The organism is Agrobacterium sp. A3-95 (assembly GCF_053521785.1).
The window spans coordinates 95,326-112,975 of record NZ_JBNWDR010000003.1 but is presented as its reverse complement, the minus strand read 5'-3'; the positions used below and the strand labels follow the sequence as shown (position 1 = coordinate 112,975).

17 protein-coding genes and 1 tRNA gene are annotated in these 17,650 nt (G+C 59.4%); 14 read left to right on the top strand and 4 right to left on the bottom strand.

Annotated elements, in window-relative coordinates; genetic code table 11:
• The first annotated feature begins 66 nt into the window (after nt 1–66).
• The 9 genes from ACQZ5Y_RS09930 to dps all read left to right on the top strand — a co-directional run bounded on the left by ACQZ5Y_RS09930 (nt 67) and on the right by dps (nt 8,070).
• Nucleotides 67–1,011 (top strand): Bug family tripartite tricarboxylate transporter substrate binding protein, encoded by a 945-nt coding sequence (locus ACQZ5Y_RS09930; protein ID WP_003514032.1) that lies wholly within the window; start codon nt 67–69, stop codon nt 1,009–1,011.
• Nucleotides 1,008–1,502, top strand: coding sequence for a tripartite tricarboxylate transporter TctB family protein (locus ACQZ5Y_RS09925; RefSeq protein ID WP_003514034.1), 495 nt, complete (start codon nt 1,008–1,010; stop codon nt 1,500–1,502). Before ACQZ5Y_RS09930 ends, ACQZ5Y_RS09925 begins: the two co-directional genes overlap by 4 nt.
• Nucleotides 1,503–1,609: 107 nt before the next feature.
• Complete coding sequence (locus tag ACQZ5Y_RS09920; protein ID WP_003514036.1) at nt 1,610–3,127, top strand: tripartite tricarboxylate transporter permease; 1,518 nt, start codon at nt 1,610–1,612, stop codon at nt 3,125–3,127.
• Nucleotides 3,128–3,255: 128 nt separating this feature from the next.
• Complete coding sequence (locus ACQZ5Y_RS09915) at nt 3,256–3,516, top strand: hypothetical protein (protein ID WP_003514037.1); 261 nt, start codon at nt 3,256–3,258, stop codon at nt 3,514–3,516.
• A 200-nt stretch (nt 3,517–3,716) separates the two neighbouring features.
• Nucleotides 3,717–4,655, top strand: a complete 939-nt coding sequence (locus ACQZ5Y_RS09910) for a siderophore ABC transporter substrate-binding protein (RefSeq protein WP_111783480.1) — start codon at nt 3,717–3,719, stop codon at nt 4,653–4,655.
• 119 nt (nt 4,656–4,774) lie between these two features.
• Nucleotides 4,775–5,740 (top strand): ABC transporter permease, encoded by a 966-nt coding sequence (locus ACQZ5Y_RS09905; RefSeq protein ID WP_013636757.1) that lies wholly within the window; start codon nt 4,775–4,777, stop codon nt 5,738–5,740.
• Nucleotides 5,733–6,701, top strand: coding sequence for an iron chelate uptake ABC transporter family permease subunit (locus ACQZ5Y_RS09900; RefSeq protein ID WP_111790597.1), 969 nt, complete (start codon nt 5,733–5,735; stop codon nt 6,699–6,701). The genes ACQZ5Y_RS09905 and ACQZ5Y_RS09900 overlap by 8 nt, the downstream gene beginning before the upstream one ends.
• Nucleotides 6,698–7,456, top strand: coding sequence for an iron ABC transporter ATP-binding protein (locus tag ACQZ5Y_RS09895; protein ID WP_003514045.1), 759 nt, complete (start codon nt 6,698–6,700; stop codon nt 7,454–7,456). Before ACQZ5Y_RS09900 ends, ACQZ5Y_RS09895 begins: the two co-directional genes overlap by 4 nt.
• A gap of 125 nt (nt 7,457–7,581) precedes the next feature.
• Nucleotides 7,582–8,070: a DNA starvation/stationary phase protection protein Dps gene (gene dps / locus ACQZ5Y_RS09890; protein WP_174049929.1), complete on the top strand. Its 489-nt coding sequence runs from the start codon at nt 7,582–7,584 to the stop codon at nt 8,068–8,070.
• A gap of 77 nt (nt 8,071–8,147) precedes the next feature.
• Here dps and ACQZ5Y_RS09885 read toward each other — a convergent pair whose 3' ends face one another.
• Nucleotides 8,148–8,369, bottom strand: a complete 222-nt coding sequence (locus ACQZ5Y_RS09885) for a hypothetical protein (protein WP_013636760.1) — start codon at nt 8,367–8,369, stop codon at nt 8,148–8,150.
• 373 nt (nt 8,370–8,742) lie between these two features.
• Here ACQZ5Y_RS09885 and ACQZ5Y_RS09880 point away from each other — a divergent pair.
• Both ACQZ5Y_RS09880 and ACQZ5Y_RS09875 read left to right on the top strand, forming a co-directional pair.
• Nucleotides 8,743–8,817 (top strand) — tRNA-Gly (locus tag ACQZ5Y_RS09880).
• A gap of 402 nt (nt 8,818–9,219) precedes the next feature.
• Nucleotides 9,220–11,181, top strand: a complete 1,962-nt coding sequence (locus ACQZ5Y_RS09875; RefSeq protein ID WP_174049931.1) for a methyl-accepting chemotaxis protein — start codon at nt 9,220–9,222, stop codon at nt 11,179–11,181.
• A gap of 141 nt (nt 11,182–11,322) precedes the next feature.
• Here ACQZ5Y_RS09875 and ACQZ5Y_RS09870 read toward each other — a convergent pair whose 3' ends face one another.
• Nucleotides 11,323–12,156 carry an aldo/keto reductase gene (locus tag ACQZ5Y_RS09870; protein WP_174049933.1) on the bottom strand — a complete coding sequence of 278 codons (834 nt, stop codon included), beginning with the start codon at nt 12,154–12,156 and terminating at the stop codon, nt 11,323–11,325.
• A gap of 68 nt (nt 12,157–12,224) precedes the next feature.
• Nucleotides 12,225–13,406: an MFS transporter gene (locus ACQZ5Y_RS09865; protein WP_174049935.1), complete on the bottom strand. Its 1,182-nt coding sequence runs from the start codon at nt 13,404–13,406 to the stop codon at nt 12,225–12,227.
• 162 nt (nt 13,407–13,568) lie between these two features.
• Between ACQZ5Y_RS09865 and ACQZ5Y_RS09860 the strand changes: the two genes are divergently transcribed.
• Entirely contained in the window at nt 13,569–14,468 is a 900-nt protein-coding gene (locus tag ACQZ5Y_RS09860) for a LysR family transcriptional regulator (protein ID WP_174049937.1), read from the top strand.
• 9 nt (nt 14,469–14,477) lie between these two features.
• On the opposite strand, the gene ACQZ5Y_RS09855 is transcribed toward ACQZ5Y_RS09860, so the two are convergent.
• A complete protein-coding gene (locus ACQZ5Y_RS09855) occupies nt 14,478–15,377 on the bottom strand; it encodes a LysR family transcriptional regulator (RefSeq protein ID WP_003514057.1) in 900 nt (299 codons plus the stop codon).
• A gap of 134 nt (nt 15,378–15,511) precedes the next feature.
• On the opposite strand from ACQZ5Y_RS09855, the gene ACQZ5Y_RS09850 reads away from it, so the two are divergent.
• On the top strand, nt 15,512–16,309 hold the full coding sequence (locus ACQZ5Y_RS09850; RefSeq protein WP_013636765.1) for an alpha/beta hydrolase fold domain-containing protein: 798 nt from the start codon (nt 15,512–15,514) through the stop codon (nt 16,307–16,309).
• Nucleotides 16,310–16,425: 116 nt separating this feature from the next.
• Nucleotides 16,426–17,616 (top strand): efflux RND transporter periplasmic adaptor subunit, encoded by a 1,191-nt coding sequence (locus ACQZ5Y_RS09845; RefSeq protein ID WP_003514060.1) that lies wholly within the window; start codon nt 16,426–16,428, stop codon nt 17,614–17,616.
• The last annotated feature ends 34 nt before the right edge of the window (nt 17,617–17,650 follow it).

Below are 17,650 nucleotides of genomic sequence, written 5' to 3'. Positions count from 1 at the left end.
TGAAACTCCCTTCCGCATAAACGAAAAACGACGCCCAAAAAGGGCATCCTGAGGAGGGTTTTCTAAGTGAAACATTTTCTTATCGGCACATTTCTGGCAGGCGTGATCGCGCTTCCGGCGGTCGCAGCGGACTACACCATCATCGCGCCGGCCAATCCCGGCGGCGGCTGGGACCAGACCGCGCGTTCCCTGCAGACCGTGCTGCAGGAAGAAGGCATTTCCAAGAGCGTTCAGGTGCAGAACGTGCCAGGTGCCGGCGGCACCATCGGTCTTGCACAGTTCGCCAGCCAGCAGAAGGGCAACCCGAACGCCCTCATCGTCGGCGGTTACGTGATGGTCGGCGCGATCCTCACCAACAAGGCGCCCGTCACCCTCAAGGAAGTGACGCCAATCGCCCGCCTGACCGGTGAATATGAAGCAATCGTCGTTCCGGCATCTTCGCCGCTGAAAACCATCGGCGACCTCGTCGACCAGCTCAAAAAAGATCCGGGCAGCGTGTCCTGGGGCGGCGGCTCGGCCGGCGGCACCGATCATATCGCTGTTGGCCTGATCGCCAAGGCGGCCGGCGTCGATCCGACCAAGATCAACTACATCGCCTATTCCGGCGGCGGCGAAGCGCTTGCCTCGATCCTCGGCTCGCAGGTAACAGCCGGCATTTCGAGCTACGGCGAATTCGAAAGCCAGGTCAAGGCGGGCACGCTGCGCCTGCTGGCCGTTTCCAGCGAAGAGAAGCTGGAAGGCGTTGACGCGCCGACGCTCAAGGAAAGCGGCCTCGACGTTGTCGTACAGAACTGGCGCATGGTCGCTGCTCCTCCCGGCCTGACGCCGGAACAGGAAAAGGCCGTCAGCGCCGATATCGAGAAGCTGGCGAAATCCGCAAAGTGGCAGGAAACGCTGAAGACCAAGAGCTGGATGGATACCTATCTTTCCGGTGACGAGTTCAAGGCGCAGCTTGCCAAGGACACCGACGCCACCGCCGCCATCCTCAAAGAAATCGGACTGGTAAAATGAGCCAGGGTTCCAACCCTTCACAACATCAAGAGCGCCGCCCTGACTGGGCGGCGCTGGCGATCGCCGTAGCCCTCGTCCTTATCGCCTGCGTGATCTTCTGGGACAGTGCGCGTCTCGCCAGCGTCACCGGCTACTCGCCGGTCGGTCCGGCAACGGTCCCCTACGCCATCGCCTTCTGTCTTGTCGGCCTTGCGCTCTGGACGGCCATCGAAGCCTGGCGCGGTGATTTTCCTGAACGGGACAAACAGGAAGTCGCCCCGGTCATATGGGTCGTCACCGGCCTTGCCGCGCAGATGCTGTTGCTGAACGTCGCCGGTTTCTCCATCGCCACCGGTCTCCTGTTTGCGTTTACGGCGCGCGCCTTCGGCAAACGCAAGCTCTGGTATTCGATCCCCATCGGCATCGCTCTGAGCTTCGTCATCTGGATCATCTTTGCGCGGCTGCTGCAGCTTTCTCTGCCTGCCGGGCCTCTGGAACGGCTGTTGTTCTAACAGCCATTCCGACCAAAATTCGAGATCACAGGAAACCGCCGGCGCGCGATGACGCAAACGCCAGCCGTTCCGCCCGCCCATCTGCTCGACTTGGGGGACATCTGTCCATGAGTACGTTTGAATTCCTGCTGCACGGTCTTGAGGTTGCTGCCCAACCCATGAACCTGCTCTATGCGCTGATCGGCGTGACACTCGGCACTGCCGTCGGCGTTCTGCCCGGCATCGGGCCGGCGCTGACGGTCGCTCTGCTTCTGCCCGTTACATACCGGCTTGATCCCGCCGGTTCGCTCATCATGTTCGCAGGCATCTATTATGGCGGCATGTATGGCGGATCGACCACCTCGATCCTGCTCAACACGCCGGGCGAAAGCGCATCGATCGTGACTGCGCTCGAAGGCAACAAGATGGCCCGTGCGGGCCGCGGCGGTCCGGCACTTGCCACCGCCGCCATCGGCTCCTTCGTCGCTGGTCTCATCGCCACCGTCGCTCTCGCCTTTGTTGCACCCTATATCGTCAAGCTGGCGCTGGTTTTCGGCCCGCGCGAATATTTCGCGCTGATGGTGCTCGCTTTTGTCACCGTCTCCTCGGCTTTCGGAGACTCGGCACTGCGCGGCCTTACCTCGCTGTTCATCGGCTTCGCGCTCGCCATCGTCGGTATCGACCAGTTGACCGGCCAGACCCGCATGAGCTTCGGCATTCCCGACCTTCTCGACGGCGTGGAAGTGACGACGCTTGCGGTGGCCATGTTCGCCATCGGCGAGACGCTGTTCATCGTTGCGCAGGGCCAGAGTGGCGACGAGAAGGTCGAAGCGGTCAAGGGTTCGGTCTGGATGAGTGCGCAGGACTGGGCGCGTTCCTGGAAACCCTGGTTGCGCGGCACATTGATCGGTTTCCCCATTGGCGCCATGCCTGCCGGTGGTGCTGAAATCGGCACCTTCCTTTCCTATGCCACCGAAAAGCGGCTCAGCAAACATCCGGAAGAATTCGGCCATGGCGCCATCGAAGGGGTTGCCGGTCCGGAAGCCGCCAACAATGCCTCCGCTGCCGGTACGCTCGTGCCCCTCCTGACGCTCGGCCTGCCGACGACGGCAACCGCTGCCATCATGCTTGCCGGTTTCCAGCAGTTCGGTCTTCAGCCTGGCCCGCTGCTGTTTGCCACCAATCCGCAGCTGGTCTGGGGCCTTATCGCCAGCCTGTTCATCGCCAACCTGATGCTGCTGGTGCTGAATCTGCCGCTCATCGGCCTGTGGGTGAAGCTGCTGACCATCCCGAAACCCTGGCTCTATGCCGGCATCCTGCTGTTTGCGACGCTCGGCACCATCGGCGCCAACCCGTCCGTGTTCGAACTCGGCATGCTGCTCGCCTTCGGTATCCTTGGTTACATCATGCGCATCTTCGGTTATCCGATCGCGCCTGCCGTGGTCGGCCTCATCCTCGGGCCGCTTGCCGAACAGCAGCTTCGCCGTGCACTCGCCATCGGCCAGGGCGACCCGACCGTGCTGCTCACCTCACCGATTGCCGTCGGCCTGTTCCTTGTCGCAGCCGCCGCCTTCATCGTCCCGCTCATCATGCGCATCCGCGGCCGCGGCGAGGTGCTGACGCAGCTTGCCGCCAACGAGGACTGATAACAAAAGCCTCCCAAGGCAACTGGCCCCGTCTCCTTCCGGATGCGGGGCCCTTTTTATTCACGGCAACGGGATGTGTGGCAAAGGCACGGCCGTGATAGTATTCCTGTCCAACGCAGGAGAAAAACATGCGCAAGATCGCGATCATGCTGGTTCTGGGCCTTGCCGGCTGCGCCACCGCGGCACCCGACGTGCAACCCATTCCGGGCAGCATCACCTATGGCGGACAACCCCATACCAAATTGACCAAGTCACCCATCGGCAGCACGCTCAGCCACGAATTCGTCATGGGCGATGGCCGGCTGGCGATTGAAACCTACCGCATCCAGCCTGACCGGTCGCTGAAACTGGAAAGACGCGAGATCGTCGGCGACTGGCCGCCGAATTGAAAAAAGATACGGCCCCTGATGTGGCTCCGGGGTTTGCTTCCGGTGCCACACACATTTCCCGCTCACGGCAATTCAGAACCATTCTAAAACATATTTTTGATTTCCGCATACCTTGCCAATAAAGCTGACAGCGAACATCAAGTTACGCCTGCGGGAGCCGCTTCCGCAGGGTCAAGAACCATATTGCAAGGGACATATCCGTGGCCATCAACTTCACCTTCCCCGTTCGGCTGCTGGCAGCAGCGGCCTTCAGCCTTGGCGCGATGACCGCAGGCGCTGAGGAAATGACGATCAAGCACGCGCAGGGCGAGACCGTTCTGAAAGCCGCGCCGGAAAAGGTTCTGATTCTGGATATCCCCTCGCTCGACAATCTCGATGCGATGGGCGTCGAGCCAGCTGGTGTCCTCGGTTCCAACCTGCCGACCTATCTCCAGAAATATGCCGATGGCAAATATCTGAAGGTCGGCACGCTGTTCGAACCCGATTACGAGGCGATCAATGCGGCAGAAGCCGATCTCGTCATCGTCGGCGGCCGTTCGCGGGCGAAATATCCCGATGTTGCGAAGATCACGCCCGCCATCGACATGTCGATCGATTCCAAGGAATTCATCGCGAGCGTCAAAGCCAATATCACCAAGCTCGGCGATATCTTCGGCAAGCAGGAAGAAGCAAAGAAGCTCGACGCCTCCATTGACGAGAAGGTCGCAAAGCTGAAGGCCATCGCGCCGAATTCCGGCACGGCGATGATCCTCGTCACCAATGCCGGCAAGGTCGGTGTTTACGGCCCAAGCTCGCGCACCGGCTGGCTGCACACGGAAATCGGCTTCAAGCCGGTCGCTCCTGATATCGATGACCGCTTCGACCGGGGCGATGTCGTGTCCTTCGAATATCTGGCCGAGGTCAATCCCGAATGGCTGTTCGTGATCGACCGCGATGCCGGCATCGGCCGCGCAACGGACCCAGGCAAGGCCGCCGCCCAGGTGCTGGACAACGAACTGATCCACCAGACCAACGCCTGGAAGAAAAAGCAGATCGTCTATCTCGACCCGCAGGCGGCCTATATCGTCAGCAGCGGTTATACGGCGCTCACCACCTTGCTTGATCAGGTCTACGAGGCCGTGTCCGAGAAGAAGTCGTAAAAACTGCCTTCGCGACGTCATCCCCGGGCTTCTCCCGAGGATGACGAAGGAGAGGTTCAGTCCTCCGGGCAATCTGCGAGGTCGAAGCGAGCCATCACCATTTTCGAAAAACCACTGACGTGAAATCCCTGTCCCTCATCCTCGCCCTCCTTCTGGCGCTGACACTCGCCATCGTCAGCCTGTTCGTCGGCGTGAGCAACGTCTCGCTGGCGACGCTTTTTGCGCCGGATACGAGCGCGGATGCACTGCGCGTGCTCCTCGTCAGCCGCATTCCGCGCACGCTGGCGCTCATACTGGCCGGAAGCTCGATGGCGATTGCCGGTCTCATCATGCAGATGCTGGTGCGCAACCGCTTCGTGGAGCCTTCGACGGCTGGCACCACCGAATCCGCCGGCCTTGGCCTGCTCACCGTCACCCTGCTTGCCCCGGAAACGCCGATCTTCGGCAAGATGCTGGTGGCGGCCGCTTTCGCGCTGGCTGGAACCGCACTTTTCCTGCGTATTCTGCGGCAGGTGCCGCTGCGCGATGTGCTGCTGGTGCCGCTGATTGGCATCATGCTGGGCGGCGTCATTTCTGCCGTCACCACTTTCTTCGCCTATCGTTTCGATCTGCTGCAATCGCTCGGCGCGTGGATGACCGGGGATTTTTCCGGCGTGCTGCGTGGCCGCTATGAATTGCTGTGGATCGGCTTCGTTTTCGCCATCGCCGCCTATCTCGCCGCCGACCGTTTCACGGTGGCAGGCATGGGGCGCGACTTTACCACCAATCTCGGCCTGAACTACCGCCGGGTAATGGCGCTCGGCCTCACCATTGTCTCGCTGGTCAGTGCCGTCGTCGTCGTGACCGTCGGCATGATCCCTTTTCTCGGCCTGATTGTGCCGAATGTGGTCAGCCTGATGATCGGCGATAATATGCGCCGTTCCGTGCCCTGGGTGGCGACGCTTGGCGCGGTCTTCGTTCTTGCCTGCGACATCATCGGCAGAACGGTGCGCGCGCCCTATGAGATACCGATCGGAACCGTGGTCGGCGTCATCGGCAGCGCGTTGTTCCTCTATCTCCTGCTCCGGAAACGCCACCATGCATGAGAGACATCCCGACCGGCGCGCGAAACTCGTGCTGCTGATGCTTCTCGCACTGGCGCTCATCTCCATGGCTGCCTTCATGACGCTCGGTGCAAAGGGCAGTTGGAGCTTCATCTTGCCGTTTCGCGGCATCAAGCTTCTGTCGCTGCTGTTGGTGGCCTATGCCATCGCCGTTTCGACGGTATTGTTCCAGACGGTCACCAACAACCGCATTCTCACCCCTTCGGTGATGGGTTTCGATTCGCTCTATGTGCTGGTGCAGACGGCGCTGATCTTCGTGTTTGGCTCGGCAAACGTGGTGATGATTGATCCGCAGCTGAAGTTTCTTGCCGAAACCGCGCTGCTCGTCACCTTCTCCGCCCTGCTCTACCGCTGGCTTTTCGTCGGCGCGGAACGCAGCCTGCATCTTCTGGTGCTGGTCGGCATCGTCTTCGGCGTGTTCTTCCGCAGCCTCTCGGGCTTCATGCAGCGCGTACTGGACCCCAATGAATATGCGGTGCTGCAGGATGTGCTGTTCGCCAGCTTCAATTCCATCGATCCCACCCTTCTTGCGGTATCAGCCATCATCGTCGGCGTGGTGACGATTATCGGGTTGCGGCTCCTGCACACGCTCGACGTTCTTTCGCTCGGCCGCGCAACGGCCATCAGCCTTGGCGTGGACTACAAGCGAACGGTGACGATCATCCTCGTGCTGGTCTCCGTTCTCGTTGCCGTTTCCACCGCACTCGTCGGCCCCGTCATGTTCTTCGGGCTGCTGGTTGCGGCGCTGGCCCATTATCTCACAGGCAACGGCAAACATGCCTATGTGCTGCCGGCTGCAATCCTCATCGCCATCATCTGCCTGGTCGGCGGTCAGGTGGTGCTGGAGCGGATCTTCGCCTTCAACACGGCGCTTTCCATCATCATCGAATTTCTGGGCGGCATCGTCTTTATCGGTCTTATTCTCAAGCGGGGTGCGCGATGATCATCGCCAGTCAGATCAGCAAATCCTATGGCGACACGGTTGTTGTCGATGGCGTCTCCGTCGCCATTCCGGCAGGCGGCGTCACCTCCATCATCGGGCCGAACGGGGCGGGAAAATCCACGCTGCTCTCCATCGTGGCACGGCTGATGTCCATGGATGCGGGAACCGTGACGGTGGACGGGCTGGATGTGACCAAAACCCCTTCCGACACTCTGGCAAAACGGCTCTCGATCCTCAGGCAAGACAACCACATCTCGTCACGCCTGACGGTGCGCGATCTCGTCGGTTTTGGACGTTATCCCTATTCCAAGGGCCGTCCCACCATCGAGGACAAGGTCCATATCGACCGGGCGCTGGAATATCTCCATCTCGAAAACCTTTCCGGCCGCTTTCTCGACGAGCTTTCCGGCGGCCAGCGTCAGCGCGCCTTCGTGGCAATGGTTCTGTGTCAGGACACGGACTATGTGCTCCTGGACGAGCCGCTCAACAATCTCGACATGAAACACGCCTCAAGCATGATGAAGATCATGCGTCGCGCCGCCGACGAGCTGAAGAAGACCGTGGTTCTGGTGCTGCACGACATCAACTTCGCCTCCTGGTACTCCGACACCATCATCGCCATGCGTGATGGCCGAATCTGCCGCCAGGGACCGGCGGAACAGATCATCCGTCCGGAGGTTCTGCGGGAAATCTACGACATGACCATCAGTGTCAACGACATAGACGGTCGACGCATCTGTCTGTTTTATGAGTGAGATACGACGATTGCAGAGGTTTTTTGCCATTGCCGTCCGAGCGACGGAACAGGGCAACCGGCCAGGGCGTTAATCGGGGGAGATTTTGCCAAACGGCATTCCGTCCGCAACGTCAGGAGACATCGATGAAGACGCACAAGACGAAGAACGACCTGCCTTCCAACGCCAAATCAACGGTGATGGGTATTCTGAACGAATCGCTCGCTTCGATGATCGACCTTGCACTGGTGACCAAGCAGGCGCACTGGAACCTGAAAGGTCCGCAATTCATCGCCGTGCACGAACTTCTCGACACCTTCCGCGCCCAGCTCGACAATCACGGCGATACCATTGCCGAACGTGTGGTGCAGCTTGGCGGCACAGCGCTCGGTAGCCTGCAATCCGTCTCTTCGACGACCAAGCTCAAGGCCTATCCGACCGATATCTACAAGATCCACGATCATTTGGACGAACTGATCGCCCGTTATGGCGACGTGGCCAACATGATCCGCAAGGCTATCGATGATTCCGACGAGGCCGGCGACCCGACGACAGCGGATATCTTCACCGCCGCCTCGCGCGATCTCGACAAGGCGCTGTGGTTCCTCGAGGCGCACGTTCAGGAAAAGAGCTGAGCCGCAACGCTGCTACTGCCACCACACACACGAAAGCGCCCGAGATGCCCGGGCGCTTTTTTAATGAAATGGCGCAATCAGTGCCGACGTAAAACCGCAAGACCGATGTCGCGCAACATCTCATGATCGAGAATGCCGCGCTGGGCGCTACGGATCAAAACCGCCGCGCACTCGTTGGCGACGTGGCTACAGCGATCTTGAAGGCACTCGAAACATACGCCGTCGAAAATATTCTGCAGATCGGTGATCTGCTGGGGCGACAATTGTGCGCCGACTCTTTCAAAAGCTGCATACGACAAGGCTCATCCTCCCGATGATGACATGCCAAGTATCGTTTCTTTTTTTGTGGACATGAAATTTGTACACCCGAACGAATCACTTGTCGAATCAGATTTTAACCAAATGTAAACAGGTTATTTTTTGGCCATCCGGCGGGTTGTGTGCTTTTACAACCCAAATAAAGGCCAGCCGAAACAATACCTTCGCCCGCCAACACACTTTTTAACGACGCATCGGGCCGGTCGTTTTGAATAAACCCACAGGCCAGACGGATTTCCACCGAAACCGCAAAAGAAACTGTTGCATTCCAAAAACGATTGAGCGATATAGCACCCGTCGCCGCGCTTTGGCGGCCCGCGGTCCAGCGAACTACCCCGGACCAGCGGTTTTTGAGCGGGTGTAGCTCAGGGGTAGAGCACAACCTTGCCAAGGTTGGGGTCGAGGGTTCAAATCCCTTCGCCCGCTCCAGTTTTCCCTGGAAAACGTCGGGAATGTCAAAGCGCTTACAGGCACCGCCTGATTTTGCCGCCGGTCCCAGATAGCTCCTCTTCAACCGAAGCCTACCCGCATGTTCTGGGCCGATCTGACGCCCAACCATAGTCCCGTGCCCTAGATACCGAACTTATTCGCTTCGGGAAGGCGTTCGCGGACGTGCAAGACATGACAGCCGATTTGGATTCTCATGAGAATTATTCAGTATTAAATACTATTCTTATTTATTATAATAGTACAGTATCTTATTATAAGATGCGTAATTACTAATAATACATAATTATTTCTTAAATTTGTAAGTATAATCATCACCGGAAAAGCGCATGATGCCGAAATATGACCCATGAAGGGCTCGATTTTCTTGTGGGAGCCATAACGATGAGAAATATTCCCGTTGTCGGAAAGTTTTTGACGGTATTTGCGCTATTCGGCGTATGTGCAATCCTGATTGCGGCCTACTCCGCCATACAGATCAAATCGATCGATGGAAGTTATAGTGACCTTATTGCTCGTGACAGCGCAGCGGCCTTGAATTTGGCGCTCGCGAACAAGGAACTGCTGAACGGGCGTGCGGCTCTGGCCGATATGATGATCGCCTTTACGGAACAGGGTAATGCCGCTGCCGAAGCTGAGGTGAAGGCCACACGCGACAAGTTGATGGTATCGATGGATGGAGCCATCGCCAATATCCCCGAAGACAACCGCCTGCGCGTACTCAAGGACGACGTGACGACGCTCTATAACGTGACGTGCAAGAACGCCTGGCACCTGGGCCGAACCGCATCAACCGTGGATGAGGCACTTGCGTCGCAAAAAGCGTTTGGCACCGAGTGCCAGCCAGTCTTTGCCAAGATCGGCGCGAAACTTACACAGATAGCCACTGATATTTCGAACCGTAGCGCCCAGCAGAGCGATGATCTGAGCGACATAAGCCAACGGACTGCACTGATTACCGTCGCGGCGGTCGTCCTCGGCTTCATCACCGTCGTCGTTATCGGATATTTCGCGATCAGCAGCTGGCTTGTCACGCCGATCCGGGGTCTTGTCGGCACGATGCAAACGCTTGCGGAGGGTAACCTGTCCGTCAATGTCGAGGGAACGGACCGGCGCGACGAGGTCGGCACGATGGCAAAGGCCGTTGAGGTCTTCAAGGATAACGAATTGAAGGCCCGCCGGCTGGAAGCGGATGCGGCGCAGGTGCGTAACCAGTCCGAGGCAGAGCGTCAAAGAACCGCCGATATTGATCGCAGGCGCGCCGCCGAAATGGCGGAAGCGACCAGCGGCCTTGCCGAAGGTCTGAAGCATATGGCCAATGGCGACCTGTCCTACCAGCTGAAAACGCCTTTCTCCGCAGAATTCGAAAGCCTGCGTGCGGACTTCAATATCGCCGTAAACCAGCTTAGCAAAACACTGCTGTCCGTTGCCGATGTAACGGCCACGATCGACAACGGCTCTCGCGAGTTGAGTTCGAGTGCGAGCGACCTGTCGCAACGCACGGAAACCCAAGCCGCATCGCTGGAAGAAACAGCCGCAGCGCTCGACCAGATAACCAGCAACGTCAGCAATTCGACCAGACGGACTGAGGAGGCGCGGATCGTGGCGGTCGAGGCCAACAGATCCGCGCAGACATCCGGTCAGGTCGTGGCAACTGCGGTCGATGCCATGAAGCGCATAGAAAGCTCTTCAAGCCAGATTTCCAACATCATAGGCGTCATCGACGAGATTGCCTTCCAGACCAATCTTCTGGCACTCAACGCCGGCGTCGAGGCGGCCCGTGCGGGCGAGGCAGGCAAGGGCTTTGCGGTTGTGGCACAGGAAGTGCGTGAATTGGCCCAGCGCTCGGCGCAAGCGGCCAAGGAAATCAAGGAGCTTATCCGCAACTCCGCCGACGAAGTTCAGAACGGCGTGAAACTCGTGACCGCAACCGGCGACGCCCTGAAGATCATTGAAAGTCACGTCATCGCCATCAATACACAACTCGACGCCATCGCGACATCCGCAAGGGAACAGTCGGTCGGGTTGGCCGAGGTCAACAGCGCGGTAAACCAGATGGACCAGGTCACGCAGCACAATGCCGCGATGGTCGAAAGGGCGACGGCCTCCAGCGCATCGCTTGCCGGTGATGCCGAAAAACTCCGCCAGATCGTCGGCCAGTTCAAGCTGGATGGCGCAATGGCCAGCACCAGCACGGCTAGAACCGCATATATGCCTTCAGCGCCGGTGCGCGTTGCGGACAACGCACAGCCGAGACCATCCCCGGCGCGTCGCATGATCGGCCAGGTGGCCGCAGCGCTCGGCGTATCCACGGCCTCGAAAGATCAGACATGGGGCGAATTCTGATCCACTCTCTCAGAAGACACCCGGATAGCTTATCCGGGTGTCTTAAGGTTATCTATATCAGTGAAAACCGCTCCTCCGTCATGCCGGCTAGACCCGCGTGACGGCACCAGGAGGAATTCCACCCACACCCGTTGGCAACGGTCAGGCAGCCGCGTCCCATACCGGCGCAAGCCCGTCCGGCGAGACGATACGGCCATCCGGTCGAGCAAGAGCACGGATCGCATCCGTCTCAGCGACCGACAGCGTGAAATCGAAGATCGCAAGGTTTTCATCAACACGGGCTTCGCTCACCGTCTTCGAAAGCGCAATCACACCCTGCTGCTGCACGAGCCAGCGCAGCACCACCTGCGCCACCGACTTGCCCCGGCTTGCGGCGATGTCCTTTAAAACCGGATCGGCAAAAACCTTGCCGTCGGCCATACCGTAATAACCCGTCACCGACATGCCGGCAGCCTTGGCCGCCGCGATCACCATATCCTGATCGATATAGGGATGGTATTCGATCTGATTGGTGACGATCGGCGCCTTTGACAAACTGACCGCCTCAGCCATCAACGCCGTATTGAAGTTGGACACGCCGATATGGCGAACCTTGCCGGCGTCGCGAACCGCGTTCAGCGCGCCGATCTGCTCGGCCAGCGTTACCGCTTCGTTCGGCCAGTGCAGAAGCAGGAGATCGACATAATCGGTCTTCAGTTTTTTCAGGCTCTCATCGACGGAGGCAAGAAAGGCATCGTGCCTGTAGTTCTCCACCCAGACCTTGGTGGTCAGGAAGATATCGCTGCGTGCCACGCCGGAACCGGCAATGGCTTCGCCGACTTCGGCCTCATTACCGTAAATCTGTGCGGTATCGATATGGCGAAAGCCGGCCTTCAGGGCATGCGGAACGATCCGAAGAACATCGGGGCCGGGAATACGGAAGGTACCGAAGCCAAGCACCGGGATCGATGCGCCTTTGGCGGTGACATCAAACATATATTTTCTCCTTTTAGGGTACACCCGGCCAGCCCTTAGGCAGTGGCCGGGATTTATATGTGAAAAACTCAGGCGGTCTTCAGCGAGAGCGAGGCGCGACGGTCGAGTGCACTGCTCCAGAGGGTGAGAATGAGGGCAATGGCGACAAGGATGGCGCCGACCCATGGGGTTGCGGCAAGGCCCATCGGCGATTCCACCACCAGACCGCCAAGCCACGCACCAATCGCGATGCCGAGATTGAAGGCGGCGATATTGAGCGCCGAGGCGACATCGACAGCGCCGGGGCGGTGTTCCTTGGCCAGCTGCACCACATAAAGCTGCAGGCCGGGAACGTTGGCGAAGGACAGGAAGCCGAGCGCCACCAGCGTGATCAGGGTCAGAATCGGCGAGACGGCGGTGAAGGAAAAGACCAGCAGTACGATGGCTTGTGCCAGAAAGAGGCCGATCAACGCCTTGACTGGATTGTGGTTGGCGATTTTGCCGCCACCGATGTTACCGGCGGCAATGGCGATGCCGTAGAGCACAAGGATCAGGCCGACGCTCTTTTCGGAGAAGCCCGTGACATCCTGAAGGATCGGCGCCAGAAAGGTGAAGGCGACGAAGGTGCCGCCGTAACCAAGTGCGGTCATGGCGAAAACGATGAGCAGTCGGCCGGAACCCAGCACCCGCACCTGATCGAGAAGGCTGGCGGGCGGCGCTTTCTTCAGCGTTCCCGGCAACAGGGCCGCGATACCGGCAAAGGCGATGACACCAAGACCTGCAACCGCCCAGAAGGTGGCGCGCCAGCCGAAAATCTGCCCGATATAGGTACCGATCGGCACGCCGGTGACGATGGCGACGGTCAAACCCATGAACATCATGGCAATCGCCGAGCCACGGCGGTTTTCCGGCACGAGATCGGCGGCGATGGTGGCGCCAACGGAGAAGAACACGCCATGGGCGAAGGCGGAAAGCACCCGCGCGACCAGAAGCGTCTCATAGCTTGGCGACACGGCGGCTGCGACATTACCGACGACGAACAGCGCCATCAGACCGAGCAGCAGCGGCTTTCTTTCGATCTTGCCGGTCAGCGCAGTCAGGATCGGCGCACCGAAAGTGACACCCAGCGCGTAAACGCTGACGATAAGGCCGGCAAGCGGAAGGGTAATGTGGAGATCTGCGGCGACCGTCGGCAAAAGACCGACGATGACAAACTCCGTGGTTCCGATCGCGTAAGCCGCGATCGTCAAGGCAAATATGGCCAATGGCATGACGAGTACCTCTTCGCCCGGAGCGGGATCGCGGGCGTTATGGACAGCGGGTGCTGTCCGTTTGGATCAACTATGTGATTGCAATATGGGCGAAGAGGACTTGCATGATAATCAGCAAGATTGGATAAAGGCCTTTGAATTAATTTCACAAGTGGTGCAGCGATGGACAACAGGGCCGGAGAAATGGAAGTCTTCGTGGCGGCAGCCGAGCTGGGGAGTTTTTCCGCAGCCGGGCGCAGGCTCAAGCTTTCACCCTCTGCGGTGAGCAAACTTGTCACCCGCATTGAAGACCGCCTCGGCACCCGCCTTCTCGCTCGCTCCACCCGCGTGGTGACGCTGACGCCGGAGGGGGAAATCTATCTTTCCCGGGCAAGGCGCATTCTGGCCGACATCGCCGATACGGAGCAGATGGTAGCAGGCGGCGGCAAGGTGGTGCCGCGGGGGCTACTGCGTGTCAACGCCACGCTGGGCTTCGGCGAAAGGTATCTTCTGCCGCTCGCACCGGAGTTTTTATCTCTTTATCCGGAAATCGAACTGGATATCTCGCTGACCGACGGCGTCATCAGCCTGATCGAGGAGCGCACCGACATAGCGATACGATCCGGCGGGATGGCGGATTCGTCCCTCAAGGCAAGAAAGCTGAAAGAGGTCCGCCGGATCATCGTCGCCTCCCCTGCCTATATCGAAAAACATGGCATGCCGGAAAAGCCGCAGGATCTGGCCCAACATAATTGCATCAGCTTCAATTTCAGTCGCAGCCTCAACGAATGGCCTTTCCGTGATCCCGGCACGACGGAAGTCTACCGCCTTCCCGCGACCGGCAACGCCTCGGTCAACAGCGGCATGGCAATGCGTAGGCTGTGCCTGACGGGCCTTGGGCTGGGAAGGGTCGGAGAGTTTCATGTCGAGCCGGATATCGAGGCCGGTCTGCTCGTGCCGGTGCTGGAGGATTACAATCCGGGCGACATGGAGGTGATCCACGCCGTTTATGCCGGACATGATCACCTGGCCGCCCGCGTACGCGCCTTTATCGATTTTGTCGCGGCAAAGGTCGGGCAGTGACTAGCCGCCTCAGACCAGGCTGTGAACCATCTTCGCCAGCCAGTCCACGAAGACACGGACCTTGTTGGTGACGTGCCGTGTCTGCGGATAGACCACATAGATCGGCATCGGTTCGCGCCGCCATTCCGGCAGAACCGGCACAAGCTCGCCACGCGCAAGCGCATCCTTGACCATGAAAACGGGCAGCTGCACCATGCCCATGCCCGCCAGCGCGGCGTTGAGATAAGTGCGGCTGTCATTCACCGAAACGACGTAGTTGGGCGTAATCTCGACGCTGCGAAGCCCGTTGTCGAATGAGATCGGCATGATCTGGCCAGTGGTGGCATTGAAATATCCCACGGAATGATGTCCGTTTTCGAGATCTTCCGGCTGTTGCGGCATGCCGAAACTCTCGATGTACAGGGGAGAGGCGAAGGTTTCGAATTTCAGCTCGCCGACCTTGCGCGCAATAAGTGATTGATCCCGCAACGTGCCGACCCGCAGCGCGCAATCGACATTCTCCGCGATATAATCGACCAGACGGTCGCCGACGCCGAGATCGAGCCGGATTTGCGGATAGCGCTGGTAAAATTCGCAAAGATGTGGAATAACCACGAGGTCCGCGAAGACACCGGCCATTTCCACCCGCAACCGGCCAGACGGCTGCACCTGCGCGCTGGACATGCTGCCATCAAGCTCTTCGATTTCCGACAGAATCTGCGAGGCCCGCTCATAATAGAGAGCGCCGTCCGTCGTCAGCATCACCCGCCGCGTTGTGCGGTTGAGAAGCGTGGTATGTAAATGCGCCTCCAGCGCCTGGACCATGTTGGTGACGGTGGTTTTGGGCATGTTCAGCGCGGTCGCGGCGCGGCTGAAATTGCCGGTTTCGACGACGCGAGTGAATACCCGCATGGCGGAAAGCTGATCCATGTCGCTATTATCCGTTTTTTTGGAATAGTGTTTTCATTTTGACGTACTTGATCGTTTTCTCCCGAACAATAATATGAATTTCAGATTTTGCAAATATGGTGAGCTGCTGATGGCGGCGCACGGGACCGGATCAGATGAAAGCGCACTGGGAAAATATAGAAGGCTGTGGGGGCTCGGCGTCCCAGCTTTCCGTGCGCCGATATGAAAGTGCCGGCCTGTGCACCAACCCGCCCGTGGTCCTTTATTTGCGCGGCGGCTCGTTTCTTGAAAAGGGCGGCAATTGCCCGGAGCTTCCGGTGGCACGCGCGCTCGCCGAAAGCGGCGCGATCGTCGTCGAGGCCGACTATAGCAAGTCGTCCGGCAACGAGTTTCCGATGGTGATCGATTGTGCCTTCGAAGCGCTGGATCACCTGAGCCGGGACCGCAAGCATTATGGCGGCGCGAAATCGCTGCTGTTTGTGGCCGGCGAAGAGGCTGGTGGCAATGTGGCGGCTGGGCTTGCGCTGAAGGCGCGGGACCGCATGCCGGGCAAGCTTGCCGGTCAAATACTTCTGTCGCCCATGATCGACCCGATGATGACTACGGAATCCTTCCGCGATGCGGACAGGATCGGCATGCGCCAGCGCTGGGCGGATGGCTGGAGCCATTACCTTGCCAAGGCCTGCGGGTTTTTTCACCCCTATGCCGCGCCCTGCCAGTGTACGCGGCTGAACCGGGTGGCGCCGGCGCTGATCTTTACCGCCGAGGACGACCCTCTGCGCGACGAAACGGTCGGTTATGCCGACAGGCTCATCGCCTCCGGTGTCAGCGTCCGGCAGCATGTTTTCCCCGCCGGTATTGGCTGGACGGGGCTTTATCAAGGAAAGGGCGGCGGATGGGTCCCATCCGTCTGTTCGGAGTTCAAGACCTTCGTTGACCAGATAAAACACTGAAATCGCATTTTGAGCATGTCCAGTAAAAGTGCGTAGCGGTTTTACGCCCGGACCATGCGACAAAACACACAGATAGAGAAACTGACCGGCTCCTGATCCGAGCCAAGGAGAGACCCATGACGCTGACCACAAAGCGCCGGGCCCTGACGGGCGCCGGTATCGGGCTTGCTATGTCCGTTGCAGCCGCAGCACTCATTTTCGACCTGCCCACCAGCCGTGATGCGACGGCAGCTTCCACCCCGGCTGAAACGCCGGCTATCCCAGTCACCGTCGCCAAGGTGGAAAGCCGCGATGTGATGCGCTGGGAAGAATTTTCCGGCCGTCTCGAAGCCGTCGACCGCGTGCAGATCCGCTCCCGCGTCGCTGGCCAGATCAAGGCCGTGCATTTCCGCGAAGGCGCGCTGGTGAAGGAAGGCGACCCCCTCTTCACCATCGATCCGGCCCCCTATCAGGCAGCCGTTGCAGGTGCTGAAGCCCAGGTCGCCTCCGCCGAAGCCAAGGTCAGCCTTGCCAAGACGGAACTCGACCGTGGCCGCAGGCTTTCAGACAATCGCACGATCTCCCAGAGCGATCTCGACCAGCGGCAAAGCTCGTTTGCGGATGCCGAAGCCCAGCTTCGCGCCGCCCGCGCGACGCTGACGACGGCTCAGCTCGATCTTGGTTACACCGAAATCGTTGCACCGGTTTCCGGCAGGGTCGGCCGCATTGAAATCACCGCCGGCAACCTCGTTGCCGCCGGCTCGACATCGCCTGCCCTGACGACGCTGGTTTCGGTCAACCCCATCTATGCCAGCTTCAACGCGAGCGAAGGAACGGTAGCGAAAGCGCTTTCCGAGCTGCCGAAGACAACCGACGCCCTGCCCGCGCTCGAACAGATCCCGGTGGAAATCGGCACGCTTTCGGATGAAGGCACGCCGATCAAGGGCACCCTGCACCTCATCGACAACCAAGTCGATTCCGCCAGCGGCACCATTGGTGTGCGTGCGGTCTTCGAAAATCCTGATGGCAGGCTCATTCCCGGCCAGTTCGTGCGGGTGCGCATGGGTGAACCGAAGCCGGAAAACCGGATAGTCATCAGCGACCGCGCCATTGGCACGGATCAGGACAAGCGGTTCGTCTTTGTCGTCGATGCCGAAAACAAGGTGAGCTACCGCCAGATCAAGCCCGGCGCACCGGCTGACGGCCAGCGCATCATCGACAGCGGCCTTGCCGCCGGCGATACGATCGTCGTCAACGGCCTGCAGCGCATTCGCCCCGGTGCAACCATCGCACCGCAGGCGGAAGACAAGGTCGCCGCCTCGCAATAACGCCGTCCCGCCTCCGGCGAGACGCATTTCACAA

What these genes read in the sequence shown, in the direction of transcription:
- ACQZ5Y_RS09865 (WP_174049935.1), bottom strand. Translation starts at nt 13,406, where the DNA reads ATGCCATTGGCCATATTTGCCTTGACGATCGCGGCTTACGCGATCGGA.
- ACQZ5Y_RS09850 (WP_013636765.1), top strand. Translation starts at nt 15,512, where the DNA reads ATGAAAGCGCACTGGGAAAATATAGAAGGCTGTGGGGGCTCGGCGTCC.
- ACQZ5Y_RS09900 (WP_111790597.1), top strand. Translation starts at nt 5,733, where the DNA reads ATGCATGAGAGACATCCCGACCGGCGCGCGAAACTCGTGCTGCTGATG.
- ACQZ5Y_RS09875 (WP_174049931.1), top strand. Translation starts at nt 9,220, where the DNA reads ATGAGAAATATTCCCGTTGTCGGAAAGTTTTTGACGGTATTTGCGCTA.
- ACQZ5Y_RS09915 (WP_003514037.1), top strand. Translation starts at nt 3,256, where the DNA reads ATGCGCAAGATCGCGATCATGCTGGTTCTGGGCCTTGCCGGCTGCGCC.
- ACQZ5Y_RS09855 (WP_003514057.1), bottom strand. Translation starts at nt 15,377, where the DNA reads ATGGATCAGCTTTCCGCCATGCGGGTATTCACTCGCGTCGTCGAAACC.
- ACQZ5Y_RS09925 (WP_003514034.1), top strand. Translation starts at nt 1,008, where the DNA reads ATGAGCCAGGGTTCCAACCCTTCACAACATCAAGAGCGCCGCCCTGAC.
- ACQZ5Y_RS09870 (WP_174049933.1), bottom strand. Translation starts at nt 12,156, where the DNA reads ATGTTTGATGTCACCGCCAAAGGCGCATCGATCCCGGTGCTTGGCTTC.
- ACQZ5Y_RS09920 (WP_003514036.1), top strand. Translation starts at nt 1,610, where the DNA reads ATGAGTACGTTTGAATTCCTGCTGCACGGTCTTGAGGTTGCTGCCCAA.
- dps (WP_174049929.1), top strand. Translation starts at nt 7,582, where the DNA reads ATGAAGACGCACAAGACGAAGAACGACCTGCCTTCCAACGCCAAATCA.
- ACQZ5Y_RS09895 (WP_003514045.1), top strand. Translation starts at nt 6,698, where the DNA reads ATGATCATCGCCAGTCAGATCAGCAAATCCTATGGCGACACGGTTGTT.
- ACQZ5Y_RS09860 (WP_174049937.1), top strand. Translation starts at nt 13,569, where the DNA reads ATGGACAACAGGGCCGGAGAAATGGAAGTCTTCGTGGCGGCAGCCGAG.
- ACQZ5Y_RS09845 (WP_003514060.1), top strand. Translation starts at nt 16,426, where the DNA reads ATGACGCTGACCACAAAGCGCCGGGCCCTGACGGGCGCCGGTATCGGG.